Here is a 14,795-nt window from a genome sequence, read left to right on the forward strand (position 1 = left end):
TTCAAGAGGTAGATTGATGAAGTCAGACTCCGATCCCTGGGCACCCTATGTGCCGACATCTGCCGATCCGTGGAATCTGGAAAAGGTGGCCCACCTCCATCGCCGCGCCGGTTTTGCCGCGAACTGGCAAGAACTGCACCGCGATCTCAAAGCGGGACCCGCGGCGAGCATTGATCGTTTACTGCATCCGCCGCCCGCGTCCCAGAAATTCCAACGGGTGGCCGACGCACTCAAAAACATTATTGAATCTTCCGGTTCCGGTTTTATGTCGGCGGAAAGTTTATCTCCCCTGCAGTCCTGGTGGATGTTTCGGATGACTTTCGGTAGTGACCCGCTGGGAGAAAAACTGACCTTGTTCTGGCATAACCACTTCGCGACCGCGATGTCGGGCGTCTATAACCTGAAGCTGATGCTGGATCAAAATGAGCTCTTTCGCCAGCATGCCCGCGGGAAATTTGGAGATCTGCTGCAAGCCATCGAAGCCGACCCAGCGATGTTGAAGTGGCTCGATGGAGGTGCCAATCACAAAGAGCACCCCAATGAAAACTTCGCGCGGGAACTGCTCGAACTTTTCACGCTCGGAGAAGGGCACTACAGTGAGACCGACATTCGCGAAGCAGCCCGCGGACTCACCGGCTGGAAACCGGGGCGCGATACCCTGCTCAATGAGACCAACGAATTTTTCTACGACGAAACGTTGGTCGACACCAGTCCGAAAACATTTATGGGACAGACGGGGCCCTGGCGACGCGAAGAGATCTTTCGCATCATTCTTCAACAGCCTGAGGCGGCCAGATACCTCTGCCGCCGTCTTTATCGCTGGTTTGTCAGCGAAAGCACCGTTCCCAATGAGACCTTGATCGAACCGCTGGCCATTCAGATGCGGGCCAGCAATTATTCCATCGAACATGTGGTCGGCATCATTCTGCGTTCACAACACTTCTTCTCACCCGCCGCCTATTGGCAGCGCATCAAGTCGCCGGTCGAATTCTGTGTCGGCACGATTCGCCAACTGGAACCCAAGCGGACTCCCAACCTGTTACCGCTGGCGGCGCTGAACTGTGACAAGCAGGGACAGGCTCTGTTTAACCCACCCAGTGTCAAAGGTTGGGATGGTGGCACGGCCTGGCTCACGACGAACTGCACCCTGACCAGAATCAACTGGACCGCCGATCTATTAAACGGTAGTCAGACTTCGGGTTTAAAGGCTTACGATCCCGCACACTGGCTCAAAGAACATTCGCTGAAACCGACGCAGGCAGTGGAATCATTTTCCAAGTTGCTCCTGCAAAACAATCTGAACCCCGAATCGGCGGCACTCGCCCAACGCCTGGCAGATGGAGATCAGCGGCAACTTACCGCCGCTTTGCAGGTGTTGTTACAAACACCGGAATTTCAGTTAGCATAGGAGACCATCATGAATTTGAACCGTCGCGAATTTCTGGGACTGGGTTCCACACTGCTCGCTACCAGCGCCTCCGTTCCGACCTTCCTGAAGCAAACCGCCTTCGCCGCCGCGGGGCAGGAACCGACGTCTGACCGCGTGCTGGTCGTCCTGCAACTGACGGGCGGCAATGACGGCTTGAATACCGTCGTCCCGTTTACCAACGAAACCTACCGCAAGCTGCGACCCAAGCTGCAACTGGCCGACGCCAAACTGCATCGACTGAATGACCGTCTTGGCTTACATCCCTCTTTGAAGGGCCTGAAACATCTCATCGACAAAGAGCAGGCCGCCATTATTCAGAGTGTCGGTTATCCCAACCCCAACCGTTCGCATTTTGAATCGATGGCGATCTGGCATGCGGCTCCCGTCGACAAGAAATTGAATTACAAAAAAAGTGCCTACACCCGAGGCGGCTGGCTGGCCCGCGCCATCGATCAACGTTCTACAACCGCGCAACAAACAGAATCGGCGCAGGCATTAAACATTGGTGCTGGAGAAATGCCCAAGGCATTGCTCGGCAGCCGCGTGCAGGTGCCCTCGATTCAAAGTCTTGCGCAGCTCAAACAGAGCAACGGCCTGTTCGATCAAAAAACACAGCAGGCCCAGATCGCTGCCTGGAAAAATGGGGCGGGCTCCACGTCGAACCCGCTCCTGCAAGCCGCCCTGCAAAGTTCTCTCGCCGTACATACGACGGCCGAGCAGATCCGCAAAATCAAGCCCGATCAGTCCACCACGGTCAAGTATCCCGAAAACGCGCTGGCAGAACGACTCCGGATGATGGCCCAACTGATCCGCGCCGGTTTTTCCACGCCCGTGTATTACACCGAGCACACAGGCTTCGATACGCATTCGCAACAGCTCCCTTATCATCGTAATGTATTAGGGGAATTGGCACGCGCGCTCCGCGCCTTCATCACCGATGTCAACAAACACGTTCCGAATCGGCCCGTGCTGGTTCTGGTCTTCTCAGAATTCGGCCGACGCGTGGAAGAAAACGGCAGCGCAGGTACCGATCACGGCACCGCCGGCCCGGTCTTCCTGGCCGGCAGCCATCTCAAACCGGGAGTTCACGGCCCCGACCCCGATCTGGAAAATCTGGTCGACGACGACCCCGTCTTCGGCGTCGACTTCCGCAGTGTCTATGCCACCATCCTCGAAGACTGGCTGAACATCCCCAGCCAACCCGTTTTGGGTCAGCAGTTCGACAAACTGGATTTATTGAAGACAACGTGAGCGAGCTGTTTTTCGACTACCACGAAACACACGAAAACGGGGCGACACATGGGTCGCCCCCTTGTATCTGAGCGGGTCGGCGTTATCCGCCGGTTTTGTGTCAGGTACGCTGGTTCAAAAACGGTGGCTAGGTAGCGTTTATTAATTCAAACTAGCCTTACCAAAGACGGCTAACCGGGGCTAACGCCCTGCGGCTAATGGGTCTTTTCTGCGGTCATAGTCCTCAAAACAAGAGCAACAGCATACTGTCGGCCACGGTAAATTTTTACATTGATAACTCTATAGACCACAAAATCACGCTCAGAACTAATAAATAAACGCTACCTAGCGCCATTCCGCTCAGGATATGGTTTCGAACGCGATAGAACTTGTTGGAAAGAGTTATTCGTCCCCTCTTCTTCACACTAGCGTGTGCCACTGATCGGCTTGTCAGACAGTGCCGAATACACCTTGAAACAAAGTATTTTCTCTAACCCCAATAACTCATAATTCCTCCCCCCAATAGACGCAACTGATTCTCCCAGTTAGAATCGAAGTTTGATTTTCAATCTTTGAACGACATCAAAAGGAGAGAAACATGAAGGTGGCTCAGGTTTTAGCGTTAATCTGGATCGTGATTCCCACATTCGCAGAGGCACAATCGGATTCTAAACAACCGGAGTACTTCAATCAGAAGGTGGCCGATTCGAATCCGCTGCGCAATGAACAGGCGCGGGAACTGGATGAATACATCAAACTGATGGCCGCCGATCGCAGCCGGTTTCAGAAGTTGTTTCAACCCGATTACTCTTCCCCCGCAGCCTTCGCGAAATCGGCAGAGCCTTTGCGAGCCGCGTTCTGTGCAAGCATCGGCTATCCGCCGCCTGGAAAGCGACCGGACAAACCGGCAACTTACACAAAGATAGGTGAAGACTCAATCGGCGTGTATTACCGGGCGATGTTCCCGATTCTACCCGGCGTGCATTCCGAAGGAATTTTCATCGTGCCCAAATCGGCCAAAGGCAAAACGCCGTTGATCATTTCCATGCATGGGGGCGGCGGTTCGCCGGAAGTCGCCTTGTTCAACGGCGGGGCCAACTATCACGACATGGTCCGCGGCGCGGTGAAACGAGGCTTTCTGGTTTATGCACCGCAGCATCTGTTTCGGGCCGATGAATTTCCGAAAGATATCCGCCGGCAGATTGACGACCGAATGCGACTCATCGGCACCAGCATCACAGCCGTCGAAATCGCCAAGATTACGTATGCCATCGATGAACTGATCAAACGCCCCGACGTTGATGCCAGCCGGATCGGGATGGTGGGTCTCTCTTACGGCGGATACTACGCGCAGGTCACACCCGCCGTCGATCCTCGGATCAAAGTTTCTGTTTCCAGTTGTTATTTTGGCGTGCAGGAAGGCCGCTACGCGAAAGACGAACTCTCCGTCCCCAGCGACTTCCGATTTCAAGATCGGATCACACTGTTCAACGACGCTGACCTCGTCGCCTTGATCTGCCCGCGGGCGCATCAGATTCAGGCCGGCTCACGTGATAACGCTTCGCACCGGGAAACCGGCAAACAACTGGCGCCCCGTGCTGCCAAGTTTTATGAAAAACTCAATCTCAACAATCGCTTCGAGCACGTTGTCTTCGAAGGGGGACACGAATTCAACGACGCGGCCGCCTGGGCGTTTGTAGAAAAACATCTGTGAGAGTGCGTTCCCGAATCACTGTTCTGCAATTCGAAACACATACAGTTCGGCCTTGGTATCGCTGACCACAAAGAGCCGTTGCGCCTCCACGTCGACAGCGATTCCTTCCGCATCATGAATGGCGTCGCCCGTCTGTGTATTCTTCAATGCGAGGCTCTGAATCACCGTGCCGCGGCGGCGATCAAAGGTGAAAATGCACTCTGCTTTGTCGCTCACGATCCAGAACAGATCGCGGGCCGCATCATAGCACATGCCTGAAAAATGGAGCTTTTTTGATTTCACGTTGTCGGCGGTAAATCCACTTTGTTCGTCCAGGCGATCAATGGCGGTGATCCGGTCCATCTGGGATGTGATTGCAATCAGTAAACCCGGACTCGCCTGCTTCAATAGCAATATTTCAGAGCGTAGCGGGTCAAAGGTCATTCCCTCGAGGCCTTTGTTTTTGTGCCCTTTAAAATCGGCGGCGACGGCGCAATATCCTACCAGTTTTTTCAGTTTACGGGCGGCAATTTCCTCTCCGGTCTGCGGATCATAAATAATGATCCGGGTAGCATCTTCATCGACCACCCAGACGCGTCCTTCCGCATCGAAGGTGATACCTTCCAGTCCTGCATTGTCGATGTCCAGTGTCGATACAACCTGCCCCCGTCTGTCGATGCAAAAGAGTTTGCGGCTCTCATCGCAAACCGTCCAGAGGCGACCATCGGGCGCCAGCGCCAACCCCGACGGCTCGGAAAGCCCCTCGGCTTCCTGCCTGAGGGAATACGCAGATTCAAATTCCAGCTCCAGCGTATTTGTCATCCAGAAAACCTTTCTGTGATTGCGAAGTGTTAAACAGGCACTCGCATTGCTGTCAGACGAAATAAAAACAGCTCGCTCTGGTAGGAACAGAAAAATGACTCCCTGTTCAACACATTGTACCGTCATTCTGTGCATTTTGGGAGTGCCGCTCTTCGGGGCATTTAGGTGGCAATACGTCTCTTTTTCTGTCATTGTAACAGTCTTACCGCATATTTTCGTAGTCGGTGGTGTCATCTATTAAGAGAGGTTAAATACAGACGCACTACCCGAGGAAACACGAAATGACTACAGACGAAATTTTGCTTCATCGATACTGTCAAGACGGCGATCCAGCCGCATTCCGGGAACTGATAGACCGGTATGCGGGAATGGTCTACCGTATCGGTCTGCGCGTGACGGGCGACAAGCACACGGCGGAAGATCTGTGTCAGGAGTGTTTTCTGGAACTCACCCGCAAAGCGTACATGGTGCGAGAGAACATTGCCGGATGGCTGCACGCATCGGCGACAAGTCGATCGTTAAACATTGTTCGGTCGCGCAAGCGGAGAACACACCGGGAACAAGTCGCAGCAAATTCTTCGATCGTTATGACGGAATCGTCCGAGTGGAGCGAAATTCAGCCACTCATAGACCGGGCCCTGAATGGGTTAGCCGATGACCTGCGATTGCCCATTGTCCTGCACTATCTGCAAGGCAAGACACAGCAACAGGTGGCAGAGCAACTGGGGTGACTCAGGCGACAATGTCGCGTCGGCTGCAACGCGGTATAGAACAGGTTCGTAACCGACTCCGGAGCTTTGGTGTGATGACAACCATCGCGGCTGTGACGTCGTTCTTCGGAGAAAGTTCTGCACAGGCCGCGTCGAATTCACTCACCGCATCGTTGGCGAAGATCGGAATTGGCGGGGTGGGCGTGACTGTTGCCAAATCCACGCCGGGAGGACTGCTCCCATTTGCTGTCACGCTCGGGGCGATTGCCGGTAACGTATGGTTGTTTCTGTTTCTGAAAGGCTGGGTTCTGCTATTGTTTGTGGTTATCGGGATCGCCCTGTTAATGCGACCGCCGGCCTGGATCCGTGAACTCTTTCGAGCGCAGGCTTTCGGACGCGATTACGCCGCTCATCCAATGTATCCCTTCCGACGCTGGACCTGGACGATTCCTCCAGCCAACTGGAAACAGCGACTGTTTGTGTTGACTTATGTCGGTATTACGTTCGGCCTTGTGGCTTTAAAGGATCCCGCGAAATTCACAGCAAGACCCGGTTTTGTTGTGGCATTTGGATTGATGGCCACATTGTTTCTGACGCTTGCGGTGCGGCTTGCCTGGCGCATCTGGACGCTGCGCAACCAACCGCTAACTGCCGCGGATCAGTTGACCGAACAGCGACCTCAGTGGGCCTTATGGGAGATTCTGGTCGGGGCCTCTTGTTTCATCGTCATTGCCGTAAGCTGGCTGTCGAGTGTGCCGCGCGAAGAACTCTTCAGTTTCTCAATCGGAACGGTTTTGTTCTGGTCCTGGTTTGTCGCGTGCTCCGGTCTTGCTGTCTGGGAACTGATTGAACGCTGGCAAAAACAGAACAAGGGTGATGTTATATTCAGCAACGCAGTCTCCAGCGAGGACAGTGTCGACATCAAGCCGGTCGCACGGCGCTATCACGTCATCTTGATTGGCGGTCTTTTGTCATGGGTTGTCGCATTTTTGTCATTGGCCATGCTGCAGTCAGTGATTTTACCCGAGCGACCGGTACAGAGTGAGCCAGTTGTTTATCGTTACACGCAGGACGGTACGCGTGTCAGAGTCGAGGTGCCGTCTGCCTTCAAACCACCAGTGCCCTCGAAAGGCCTGCCCTCGCAACTTGTGATGACAGCCGGCATGGGATTCCTCTTCAGTCTCCTGTTGCTGCGACGAGTTATCAAAATACGGCTCGTACTACCACGACTCGTCTGGCTGCCGCTCCTGGCGGTCAGTAGTCTGGCAGTCGCACTGGGGGCAGGTCTGACGGCAAACGCAATCTGGGCAACGGAAACCAAACAGAAAGCCCACACAAAAATCGACATACCGGAAATCCTTCCCCATCAGAAGCCGGTGTTCAAACCGAGTCCTTCGGAACTGGCGCGAATCCGAAAATACGCAGCCGAGTCAGCCATCATCACGCTGCCCGAGGAACGAATTCCTGACGGCTGGTACCTCATGCGGTATGACAACGGCTTCCCGATGCCCATGCCTAAGGAAATATTGCCTGCGAAAATTTTGATCCAGCTTGGATTAACTGATGTTCCAGAACTAAAATTTGTCGACGCGACTCTCATGCGAATCTATATGAATCCATTCGTCCTGGGTGACCTCGACAGCTTCTGCGCTGTTTATGCATTCTGCTGCAGCAATGCGGAAGAAGCACGCCGACTCAACAGTGCATGGGAAAATCGAGGCATCTGTAAGGGCCGTTTAGTGATTTTCGTCTACGGACGCAAAGGACTGCGGGCCCCCAGTGCCATCGATCAGGTACCCATTCCCTCGCTGCTGAAACAGATTCAGCAATCTCCCTAAGCAGAACGCTTACCGTTTCCCCCATGAATGGCTGTCTCCGACGGAAATGAGACCACGATTTCTTTATGGCCTCCCCTGGCTTTGAGCTTGGGTAATCTGGGCGCCTTAGCCGGTTGCGAGTCGGTCAAAATCCAAACGATTTGTTTCAGTACGAAGGGGAATTGCCCCCTTCAAACAGCAAGTTGCTGTAAAGGTGTTGAAGTCAGCGGGACGATAAAAAGCAAATACACTCCGATTCGTTTTGTGGTCACTTTGATCACAGTTTCCGGTGAAGGATTCACGGAAAAAAAACGAAAGCACACGTCGTCACGAATTGAGTTTGAGATTCAGATGAAGCTGATTCGCCTGTTATTGATCGCCCTGTTGCTGCAACCGTGCCCCGTCTGCTGGGGTCATGGATTCGCCGACAGGGAGCATGCTGCACACGGTGAATCGGAAGCGACGGTCTCCGCACCTGCCTGTTGCGCGCACTGTACTCATTCACGGCCGGCTTGCGAAAATGATCTGACACAAAGTCATGACGAACATCATGATTGCCCCTGTTTCTGTCATCTTTCCGAGATCGTGTTTGCCCAGACAACGCCAGCCGTTCACCTGCGTGGCGTCACGGTCCCTTTGAGCGTCGTCGTTGATCCCTGCTGTCTTTCAACATTCACCGCCGCCTCTCAAAACAGTGATGTGAAGTCTTCCCGCCTGCCCATTATGGTACCGTTGCGCATTTAGATATTTCTTGCAGGGCGCGCTTGCCCGTTGTCTGACCGGCTCATGTCAGAATGCCTTTTCACTTCTGTTTTCTTTGTTGGTATGCAGATTGCATTAAGAGACAGGTCCCACGAATTCGCTGCTTGCGAACACGAACGATGGGAAAAATAGTCTGACTTTAACGTTGTTGCGGCTCAGGTAAACAGTGCGTTTTACTGCATGAGTTCAAAGAAGAGGGGCGAAGGCAATCAGATGTGAAATGATCCGTTCTCAGAACCTCGAATTGAAATAAATACAAATCAGTCATACAAAATTCAGGAGTCTTGTTTCATGTTACTGTTCTTAAAATCCAGTTCATCACAGCGAAATGTGATCGCATTTTTAATCGTCTGTGCCATTGTTGTTACAAGTACCACAGTCGGATCAGCACAGGAAGTCCAGCGCGTTGCCTCGCTGAGCAAAGTTCAATCCTCTCGAGCCGCTGCGTCAAAGCAGAACAAATACACGTTCATCATGTTCTGGAAAAATCAGGATGAGGCTACCAAAGCGATGTGGAGCGGTTTGCAGCAAAACCTGGCAAATAAAAAAGAGACGACCACATTCGCAGCCGTCAACACCAATGATCCTGCTGAAGCAAAGCTTGTCGAAGAGTACGGCGTTTCCCGCGCTCCGATGCCTTTGACGCTGGCGATTGCACCGAACGGCGCCGTCACCGGATCGTTCGTGAAAAAAATCAACGCCGACTACATTCAGCAGTCGTTCGTCTCACCCGCCAAAGCACGTTGCATGCTGACCTTACAGAGCCGCAAGATGGTTCTGCTGTGTGTGAGCCCCGACGGCAAACCGGCGTCTCTCCAGGGCGTACAGAACTTCAAAGAAATTCCCTGTTACAAGGATGTCGTCGAAGTTGTTTCTGTCTCGGCGACCGAACCTGCTGAATCGGCGTTCCTGAAGGAACTCGAAGTGCCTGCGAATAATAAAAATGCGACCGTCGTTTTCATGGCACCTCCCGGAGTGATGGTCGGCATGTTTAATGGCAATGTGACACACAAGCAGTTGATTGCCGAATTGCAGAAGGCCGGCAAAGGTTGTGGCGTTGAAGGCTGCAAACACTGTAAGGAATAACCCGCCATCAATCGCATTTCACATCAGACAAGGGGGATTTCTCATGACCATGAGATCAATCATATGGAAGGAACTGCGCGAGCGTCCGACCGCGATGATTGCCAGCCTGCTGGCGATTGTGTTGAGTGTGACCGCTCTGGTGGCCATCCGCAACGTCACTATTTTTTCGGAAAAAGAAGTCGCCGGCAAGCTGGATAAGCTCGGCGCGAACGTGCTCATTCTGCCCCAGGGAGTCACGCTGCAAGACTACTATGCCGCAGACATGCATAAAGAAACGATTCCGGAAGAACATGTCGCCGAACTTGCACTCGCGGGATTAACCGGCGTCGAAGCCATTACGCCCAAGCTTTGTGTTCCAACGGAACTGAATGGCCAGAATGTCATTCTGACGGGCATTCTACCTCAATCAGAAATTCAGAAGATGAATGCCTGGTCGGGGGGCGGCCTGCTCTTCAAAAAGCACGAAGGCTGCAAAGCCAAGATCAATGTCGCTGACGAAAATCAGGACGCACCCGAAGCCCTGGCCGAACGGCGGGCTCTGCAGCATTTGAATCAGTCCGAAGTCATTCTCGGTTCCGACTTCGCTGACTCTCATAACCTCAAAGCCGGCGACTCGCTGGAATTGCTGGGGGACCAATTCAGTGTGCTGACCGTGTTGCCTTCTACGGGCACTGTGGATGACAGCCGCGTGTTTGCGCATCTGCACGCAGTGCAACGGCTCTCGAAATCAGGGCAGGTTGTCAACATTATCGAAGTCATGGGCTGCTGTGAAGACGTCGCCAACGGCTTGGTGGGCGACCTGCAATCACTGCTGCCAGGCACGAAGGTTGTCACCATCGCGAATGTGGTCGAGACACAGGTTTCGATCAATCGCATGATGACCAACTTGTCGTATCTGTTCCTGGCGATTCTGATCGCCGTCGGCGGAGCAAGCATGGCCAGCGCCAGCTTTGCGAATGTGATCGAGCGTCGCCGGGAGATCGGCACGTTGATGGCGCTGGGCGCGACACCCCGTTTCGTCACACGTCTATTCCTGGCGAAAGCCGTCTTGCTCGGGCTGGCAGGTGGGTTGACGGGTTATATCGTGGGAAGTCTGCTCGCCGTGTTCCTCGGTCCTGCGTTTGCCGATGTTTCGGTCCTGCCCATTCCCAGCCTGGCTCTGGTGGCGGCAGGGACTGCGGTCCTGGTCACACTGCTTGCCAGTTATTTTCCGGCACGTCAGGCGGCGAAGCTCGATCCCTGTATTTGCTTTAAGGAGGTCTGATTCGATGTTACAGTTAGAATCCGTACGAAAAATTTATCGCAAAAAGCAGGACGAAGTCGTCGCTTTGAATTCCACGAACCTGGAAATTCCGAGTGGTGATTATGTCGCCATCATCGGCCCCAGCGGTAGTGGAAAAACAACGCTGCTCTCCATTCTGGGTGCCATGGCGGCTCCCTCGGAAGGGCGCATTCTGCTCGATGGAGAATCAGTTTACGATTTGCCGATCGAGAAACGGGCCGCATTGCGACAGAATAAAATCGGGTTTGTGTTTCAGACATTCAACCTGATTCCCTATCTGTCGGCGATGGAAAATGTGCAGGTCCCGATGCTGCTGGCTAAAAAAGATCAGACGTATCAGCAGCAAAGGGCGGAAGAACTGCTTCACAAAGTGGGTCTACAGGATCGCCTGCAACATAAGCCGGCCGAATTGAGCGTGGGTCAGCAACAGCGCGTGGCACTGGCACGCATGCTGGCCAACGATCCGTCGATAATTCTGGCCGATGAACCTACGGGGAATCTCGACCCGGCGACCAAAGATCAGGTCATGGAATTTCTGGCGCAATTCAACGCAGAAGGCCGTACGATCGTGATGGTCACCCACGATTTATCCGCGGCCGAATGCGCCAAACGAACCCTGACACTAACAGAAGGCACGATTCATTCTGAAAAAAACGACAGCTTACTGAAGTCAGCGTAAGCGTGTTTCAATTGAACCTCGGGTACTCTTAACCGATAAGAGTATCCGAGGTTTTTGTTTATACTGAAATGACATTGTTTGCTACCTACTATGAGCGGAACGGCGCTAGCCGCCGTTTTTAAGTTAGGATACCTGGTTCAAAAACGGTGGCTAGCGCCATTCCGCTCACCTGGTCGATTACATGAATTCGACTGCACCGAATTTTCATTCTTTCTTGGCTGTCAAATCGTCTGAAATCTCGGTAAGATATTAGCCCGCGAATACTTATCGAGACTGAAGGCGCTAACAGGATGGCAAAAAAAAAGAAACCGAAAAATCAGCATGAACGCACGCGTGTGGACCATGCGACGGAAATTGCGGAAGACTATGTTGAAGCCATCGCCGAAATCATCGAAGAGCAGGGCGTCTGCCGGGTCAAAGATCTGTCGGAGTATTTCGCCGTCAGTCATGTTACCGTCAATCGCACGGTCGCCCGTCTGCAACGTGACGGCTATGCCACGACCGAACCGTACAGCCCCGTTGAATTAACCAGTAAAGGGGCCAGGCTGGCGAAGCATTCGCGGCACCGCCATGAAATTGTCTTCAGCTTTCTGGTGGCGCTGGGCGTCAGTGAGGAAACGGCAGCCACCGATACTGAAGGCATCGAACATCACGTCAGCCCCGAAACACTGACCGTCATGGAAACCTTCATTTCCAAAGCCCACCGCTAAGCGACTGCCGTTATTCCTTCGCCGCTTCCTCAGGCAATGGTTCCTTCTTGATGATGCACTGATAAAACTTTTGTCGCTTGAGCAAACGATCGAGGGCAGCCTCGTTCATGGGCCCTGTTGTATTAAACGAAATTTCTTTGTTTGCTGCATCCACTTTAAGCGACTTCAGATCAACCCAGGAAAACCCATCCAAAACATCTCGTGCACTCTTTGCCATTTTTCCTCGACCGCTATATAGACCAAATTGAATCGTGACTTTCAAATTCTGATCTGAGGCGATCGGGGTAGGTTGATTCGAATTTGAAACCATTCCCGGTATTGACTTCCCAGTAGGACCTCCCGGCTTGGGAGGAATTGTATTCAAATGAGTACAACTGATCTTTATTGCATTTAAACCGTTCGTAACAGCTTGAATTTCAGCGGCTTCGTTTCTCCCTGCTCGTAGTCGAATCTTGAATGTTCCCTGCTGAAAATCCATTTGGAGAGAACGGGAGATATAATTCGATAAACCATGCAGGTTATTTTCTGCTGATCTCTGTTGATTGATTTCATCAAATTGTGCCAGACGTTGGCCATTATTGACGAAACTGAATATCATCGTTTTTTCGGATACTTCTGGGTCATAGTCCACGTCTTCGATTGAAACGATCTTGTCATCCACTTCAAGTTTTAAAAACCCAATGGAATGAATCTGCTTGAGAAAATCACCGGGGGGCACACGATCAATTTGGAATCCCAGTAGCATATTTTGAAAATCGATTCTAATTGATTCGTCTATGTAATAGGAAATGTCAGATAGAAACAGACGGTTTATTTCCCGATGAATGTTAAGCAGATCATTTTGGGTCAACGGTTTAATTTCATTTGTCAATCGATCCCTGATGTACTCGTCAGCGTTAGTAATTTTTAGTACGACCTGTTTCATCGGCCTGCCAGGTGTTTGAAAAGGGGGCTCTGGCGGACCAAGCGAAAGTGGTTCGTAAACTAATTTCACTTGATTCCCTATCAGTCCGTTAAACTCAACGCTGAACAGTTCCCCTGGAGGATGGTCCAATTGAAATGTGGCAGTCCCTTTTCCCAGGTCTAAATCGAGAGTGTCCAGGATATAACCTGAAACGTGCCTTTCCAGATTTTCCTCCAACTCATAGTTTATAGAATTTCTCCAGAAATTGTAGGAATTTTGATTAGCGAGTGCTCTTTCATGGAAGTCATTGAGGACAATTTGATAAGTGGCCTGGGTGATCTTTTTCTGTTCTTCCGTGCGAACTTCTCTATCACGATACGGCGTCGCACTAATCGTCACAGGAATCATTGATAACTGATTGATCTGGACTCCCAGATTGGATGCTGGAGGCTGGATCACCTGGAATGTTAATTTTTTGTATTCCAGATCCAGTTTCAGTGAATTGGGGATATATTCAGGTACCGACTGCTCAAACTGCTCGTTCAACGCCTGATACAATGCCTTTGAACCTTGTTCATAGTTTTCATTGAGCTGTTTTTTATACTCAGGAATGATGTTGCTCAGATGAAACTCAAGTTCATGGACGATCAACTTATCTGCACCGTGTTTCTCAATGAGCTCTTCATGCAACGACTGCTTCAGGGGCGCGACAGAAACCATCTGAAACGAAACGCTGTTGATGTCTTGAACCAGATTGTCAGGAATCGGCTCCCGCATGGAAAAGGAAAGTTCCTTCTTCTTTAAGTCAACGTCCAGAAAACTAATCTGATTGAGAAACTTATCGCCGAGTGTTGAGGCCAATGACCTTTCTGCTACACCTTCTGCCTGTTTAATTTGTTTCTCTTCGTTCGTGTTCGGGTTATTCCTGTAGCGAATGATCTTTCCCAGATTTTCATGAATCGCGACGATTTTAAAAACCAGCTTCGTTGTTGGATTCGAAGCGGGAGCGGTCTCGCTGGACTGAGTTTTCATAACCGGTGTCTCACCAGGCTCATTCGCAACAGGCTCTGTTTCTACTGACTCACTCTCTGCCAGAGCCGGATTTTCCGTTTTCTGATCAGATGACGTTGAGCGGGAAGCGATAAACATCACCCCCCCGCCAACAATCACCGCGATCACCAGCAGACCAACCACCATTGTCGACTTACCTGCTGACTGCTGCTTGTTTGATCTCTTGCCAGATCGCTGAGGTTTACGCGTCGAAGGCCCTTTGCGAACAGGGGCCTCTTCGTTCAAATCGTCGTCACCCCAGGCATCCATCAAAGACGCAGACTTCTGCTTTTTTTTCACTTTTTTGGGTGCGGCTTTGGGGCCAGGAACAACAAACGGAGTCTGACATTTCGGGCAAGCCACCTTTTTGCCAAAAGCAGCTTTCGATTTTGCTTTAAACGAAGCCCCGCAGTGCGGGCATTGAATCGCGGTCGTCTCGGTCATGAAATCAGCCTGTTGCAGTTAGAAAAAATAGTTATTTAACAAGAGTAATTTGTAGGGTACGCACGATCAATGGTGTTTGTAAGCAAAGAAAACAATTTCCACTAAGCTTTCCTACGTTCTGCGGAAAGGTCTGTGTGATCCGATTCTTGATTCATCGCAGAAAACCCTGGAAAAGTT

Annotated in this window: 12 protein-coding genes; 10 read left to right on the forward strand and 2 right to left on the reverse strand. The window is 51.8% G+C overall.

What is annotated here, in order from left to right:
• The first annotated feature begins 16 nt into the window (after positions 1 to 16).
• The 3 genes from Pan241w_RS25885 (at position 17) to Pan241w_RS25895 (ending at position 4,373) form a co-directional block, all read left to right on the forward strand.
• A complete protein-coding gene (locus Pan241w_RS25885; protein WP_145221643.1) occupies positions 17 to 1,408 on the forward strand; it encodes a DUF1800 domain-containing protein in 1,392 nt (463 codons plus the stop codon).
• A 9-nt stretch (positions 1,409 to 1,417) separates the two neighbouring features.
• Positions 1,418 to 2,680, forward strand: coding sequence for a DUF1501 domain-containing protein (locus Pan241w_RS25890; protein WP_145221646.1), 1,263 nt, complete (start codon positions 1,418 to 1,420; stop codon positions 2,678 to 2,680).
• A gap of 577 nt (positions 2,681 to 3,257) precedes the next feature.
• Complete coding sequence (locus tag Pan241w_RS25895) at positions 3,258 to 4,373, forward strand: alpha/beta hydrolase family protein (RefSeq protein WP_145221649.1); 1,116 nt, start codon at positions 3,258 to 3,260, stop codon at positions 4,371 to 4,373.
• Positions 4,374 to 4,388: 15 nt separating this feature from the next.
• On the opposite strand, the gene Pan241w_RS25900 is transcribed toward Pan241w_RS25895, so the two are convergent.
• Complete coding sequence (locus tag Pan241w_RS25900; RefSeq protein WP_198000160.1) at positions 4,389 to 5,174, reverse strand: SdiA-regulated domain-containing protein; 786 nt, start codon at positions 5,172 to 5,174, stop codon at positions 4,389 to 4,391.
• Positions 5,175 to 5,455: 281 nt separating this feature from the next.
• On the opposite strand from Pan241w_RS25900, the gene Pan241w_RS25905 reads away from it, so the two are divergent.
• From Pan241w_RS25905 to mntR, 7 genes are all read left to right on the forward strand, one after another.
• Positions 5,456 to 5,905 (forward strand): RNA polymerase sigma factor, encoded by a 450-nt coding sequence (locus Pan241w_RS25905; RefSeq protein ID WP_145221655.1) that lies wholly within the window; start codon positions 5,456 to 5,458, stop codon positions 5,903 to 5,905.
• Positions 5,906 to 5,916: 11 nt separating this feature from the next.
• Positions 5,917 to 7,722: a hypothetical protein gene (locus tag Pan241w_RS25910; RefSeq protein ID WP_232107276.1), complete on the forward strand. Its 1,806-nt coding sequence runs from the start codon at positions 5,917 to 5,919 to the stop codon at positions 7,720 to 7,722.
• A gap of 27 nt (positions 7,723 to 7,749) precedes the next feature.
• Positions 7,750 to 8,445, forward strand: a complete 696-nt coding sequence (locus Pan241w_RS25915; RefSeq protein ID WP_145221661.1) for a hypothetical protein — start codon at positions 7,750 to 7,752, stop codon at positions 8,443 to 8,445.
• A 309-nt stretch (positions 8,446 to 8,754) separates the two neighbouring features.
• Positions 8,755 to 9,549 carry a hypothetical protein gene (locus Pan241w_RS25920; RefSeq protein ID WP_232107277.1) on the forward strand — a complete coding sequence of 265 codons (795 nt, stop codon included), beginning with the start codon at positions 8,755 to 8,757 and terminating at the stop codon, positions 9,547 to 9,549.
• 49 nt (positions 9,550 to 9,598) lie between these two features.
• Positions 9,599 to 10,813 (forward strand): ABC transporter permease, encoded by a 1,215-nt coding sequence (locus tag Pan241w_RS25925; RefSeq protein ID WP_232107278.1) that lies wholly within the window; start codon positions 9,599 to 9,601, stop codon positions 10,811 to 10,813.
• A gap of 4 nt (positions 10,814 to 10,817) precedes the next feature.
• The gene (locus tag Pan241w_RS25930; protein ID WP_145221667.1) at positions 10,818 to 11,510 is read left to right on the forward strand and encodes an ABC transporter ATP-binding protein; all 693 of its coding nucleotides are present in this window, start codon (positions 10,818 to 10,820) and stop codon (positions 11,508 to 11,510) included.
• 290 nt (positions 11,511 to 11,800) lie between these two features.
• A complete protein-coding gene (mntR, locus tag Pan241w_RS25935) occupies positions 11,801 to 12,220 on the forward strand; it encodes a manganese-binding transcriptional regulator MntR (protein ID WP_145221670.1) in 420 nt (139 codons plus the stop codon).
• A 10-nt stretch (positions 12,221 to 12,230) separates the two neighbouring features.
• Here the strand turns inward: mntR and Pan241w_RS25940 are convergent, their stop codons facing one another.
• Positions 12,231 to 14,618 (reverse strand): MJ0042-type zinc finger domain-containing protein, encoded by a 2,388-nt coding sequence (locus Pan241w_RS25940; RefSeq protein ID WP_145221673.1) that lies wholly within the window; start codon positions 14,616 to 14,618, stop codon positions 12,231 to 12,233.
• Positions 14,619 to 14,795 lie beyond the last annotated feature (177 nt).

Source organism: Gimesia alba, from assembly GCF_007744675.1.
GTDB lineage: Bacteria > Planctomycetota > Planctomycetia > Planctomycetales > Planctomycetaceae > Gimesia > Gimesia alba.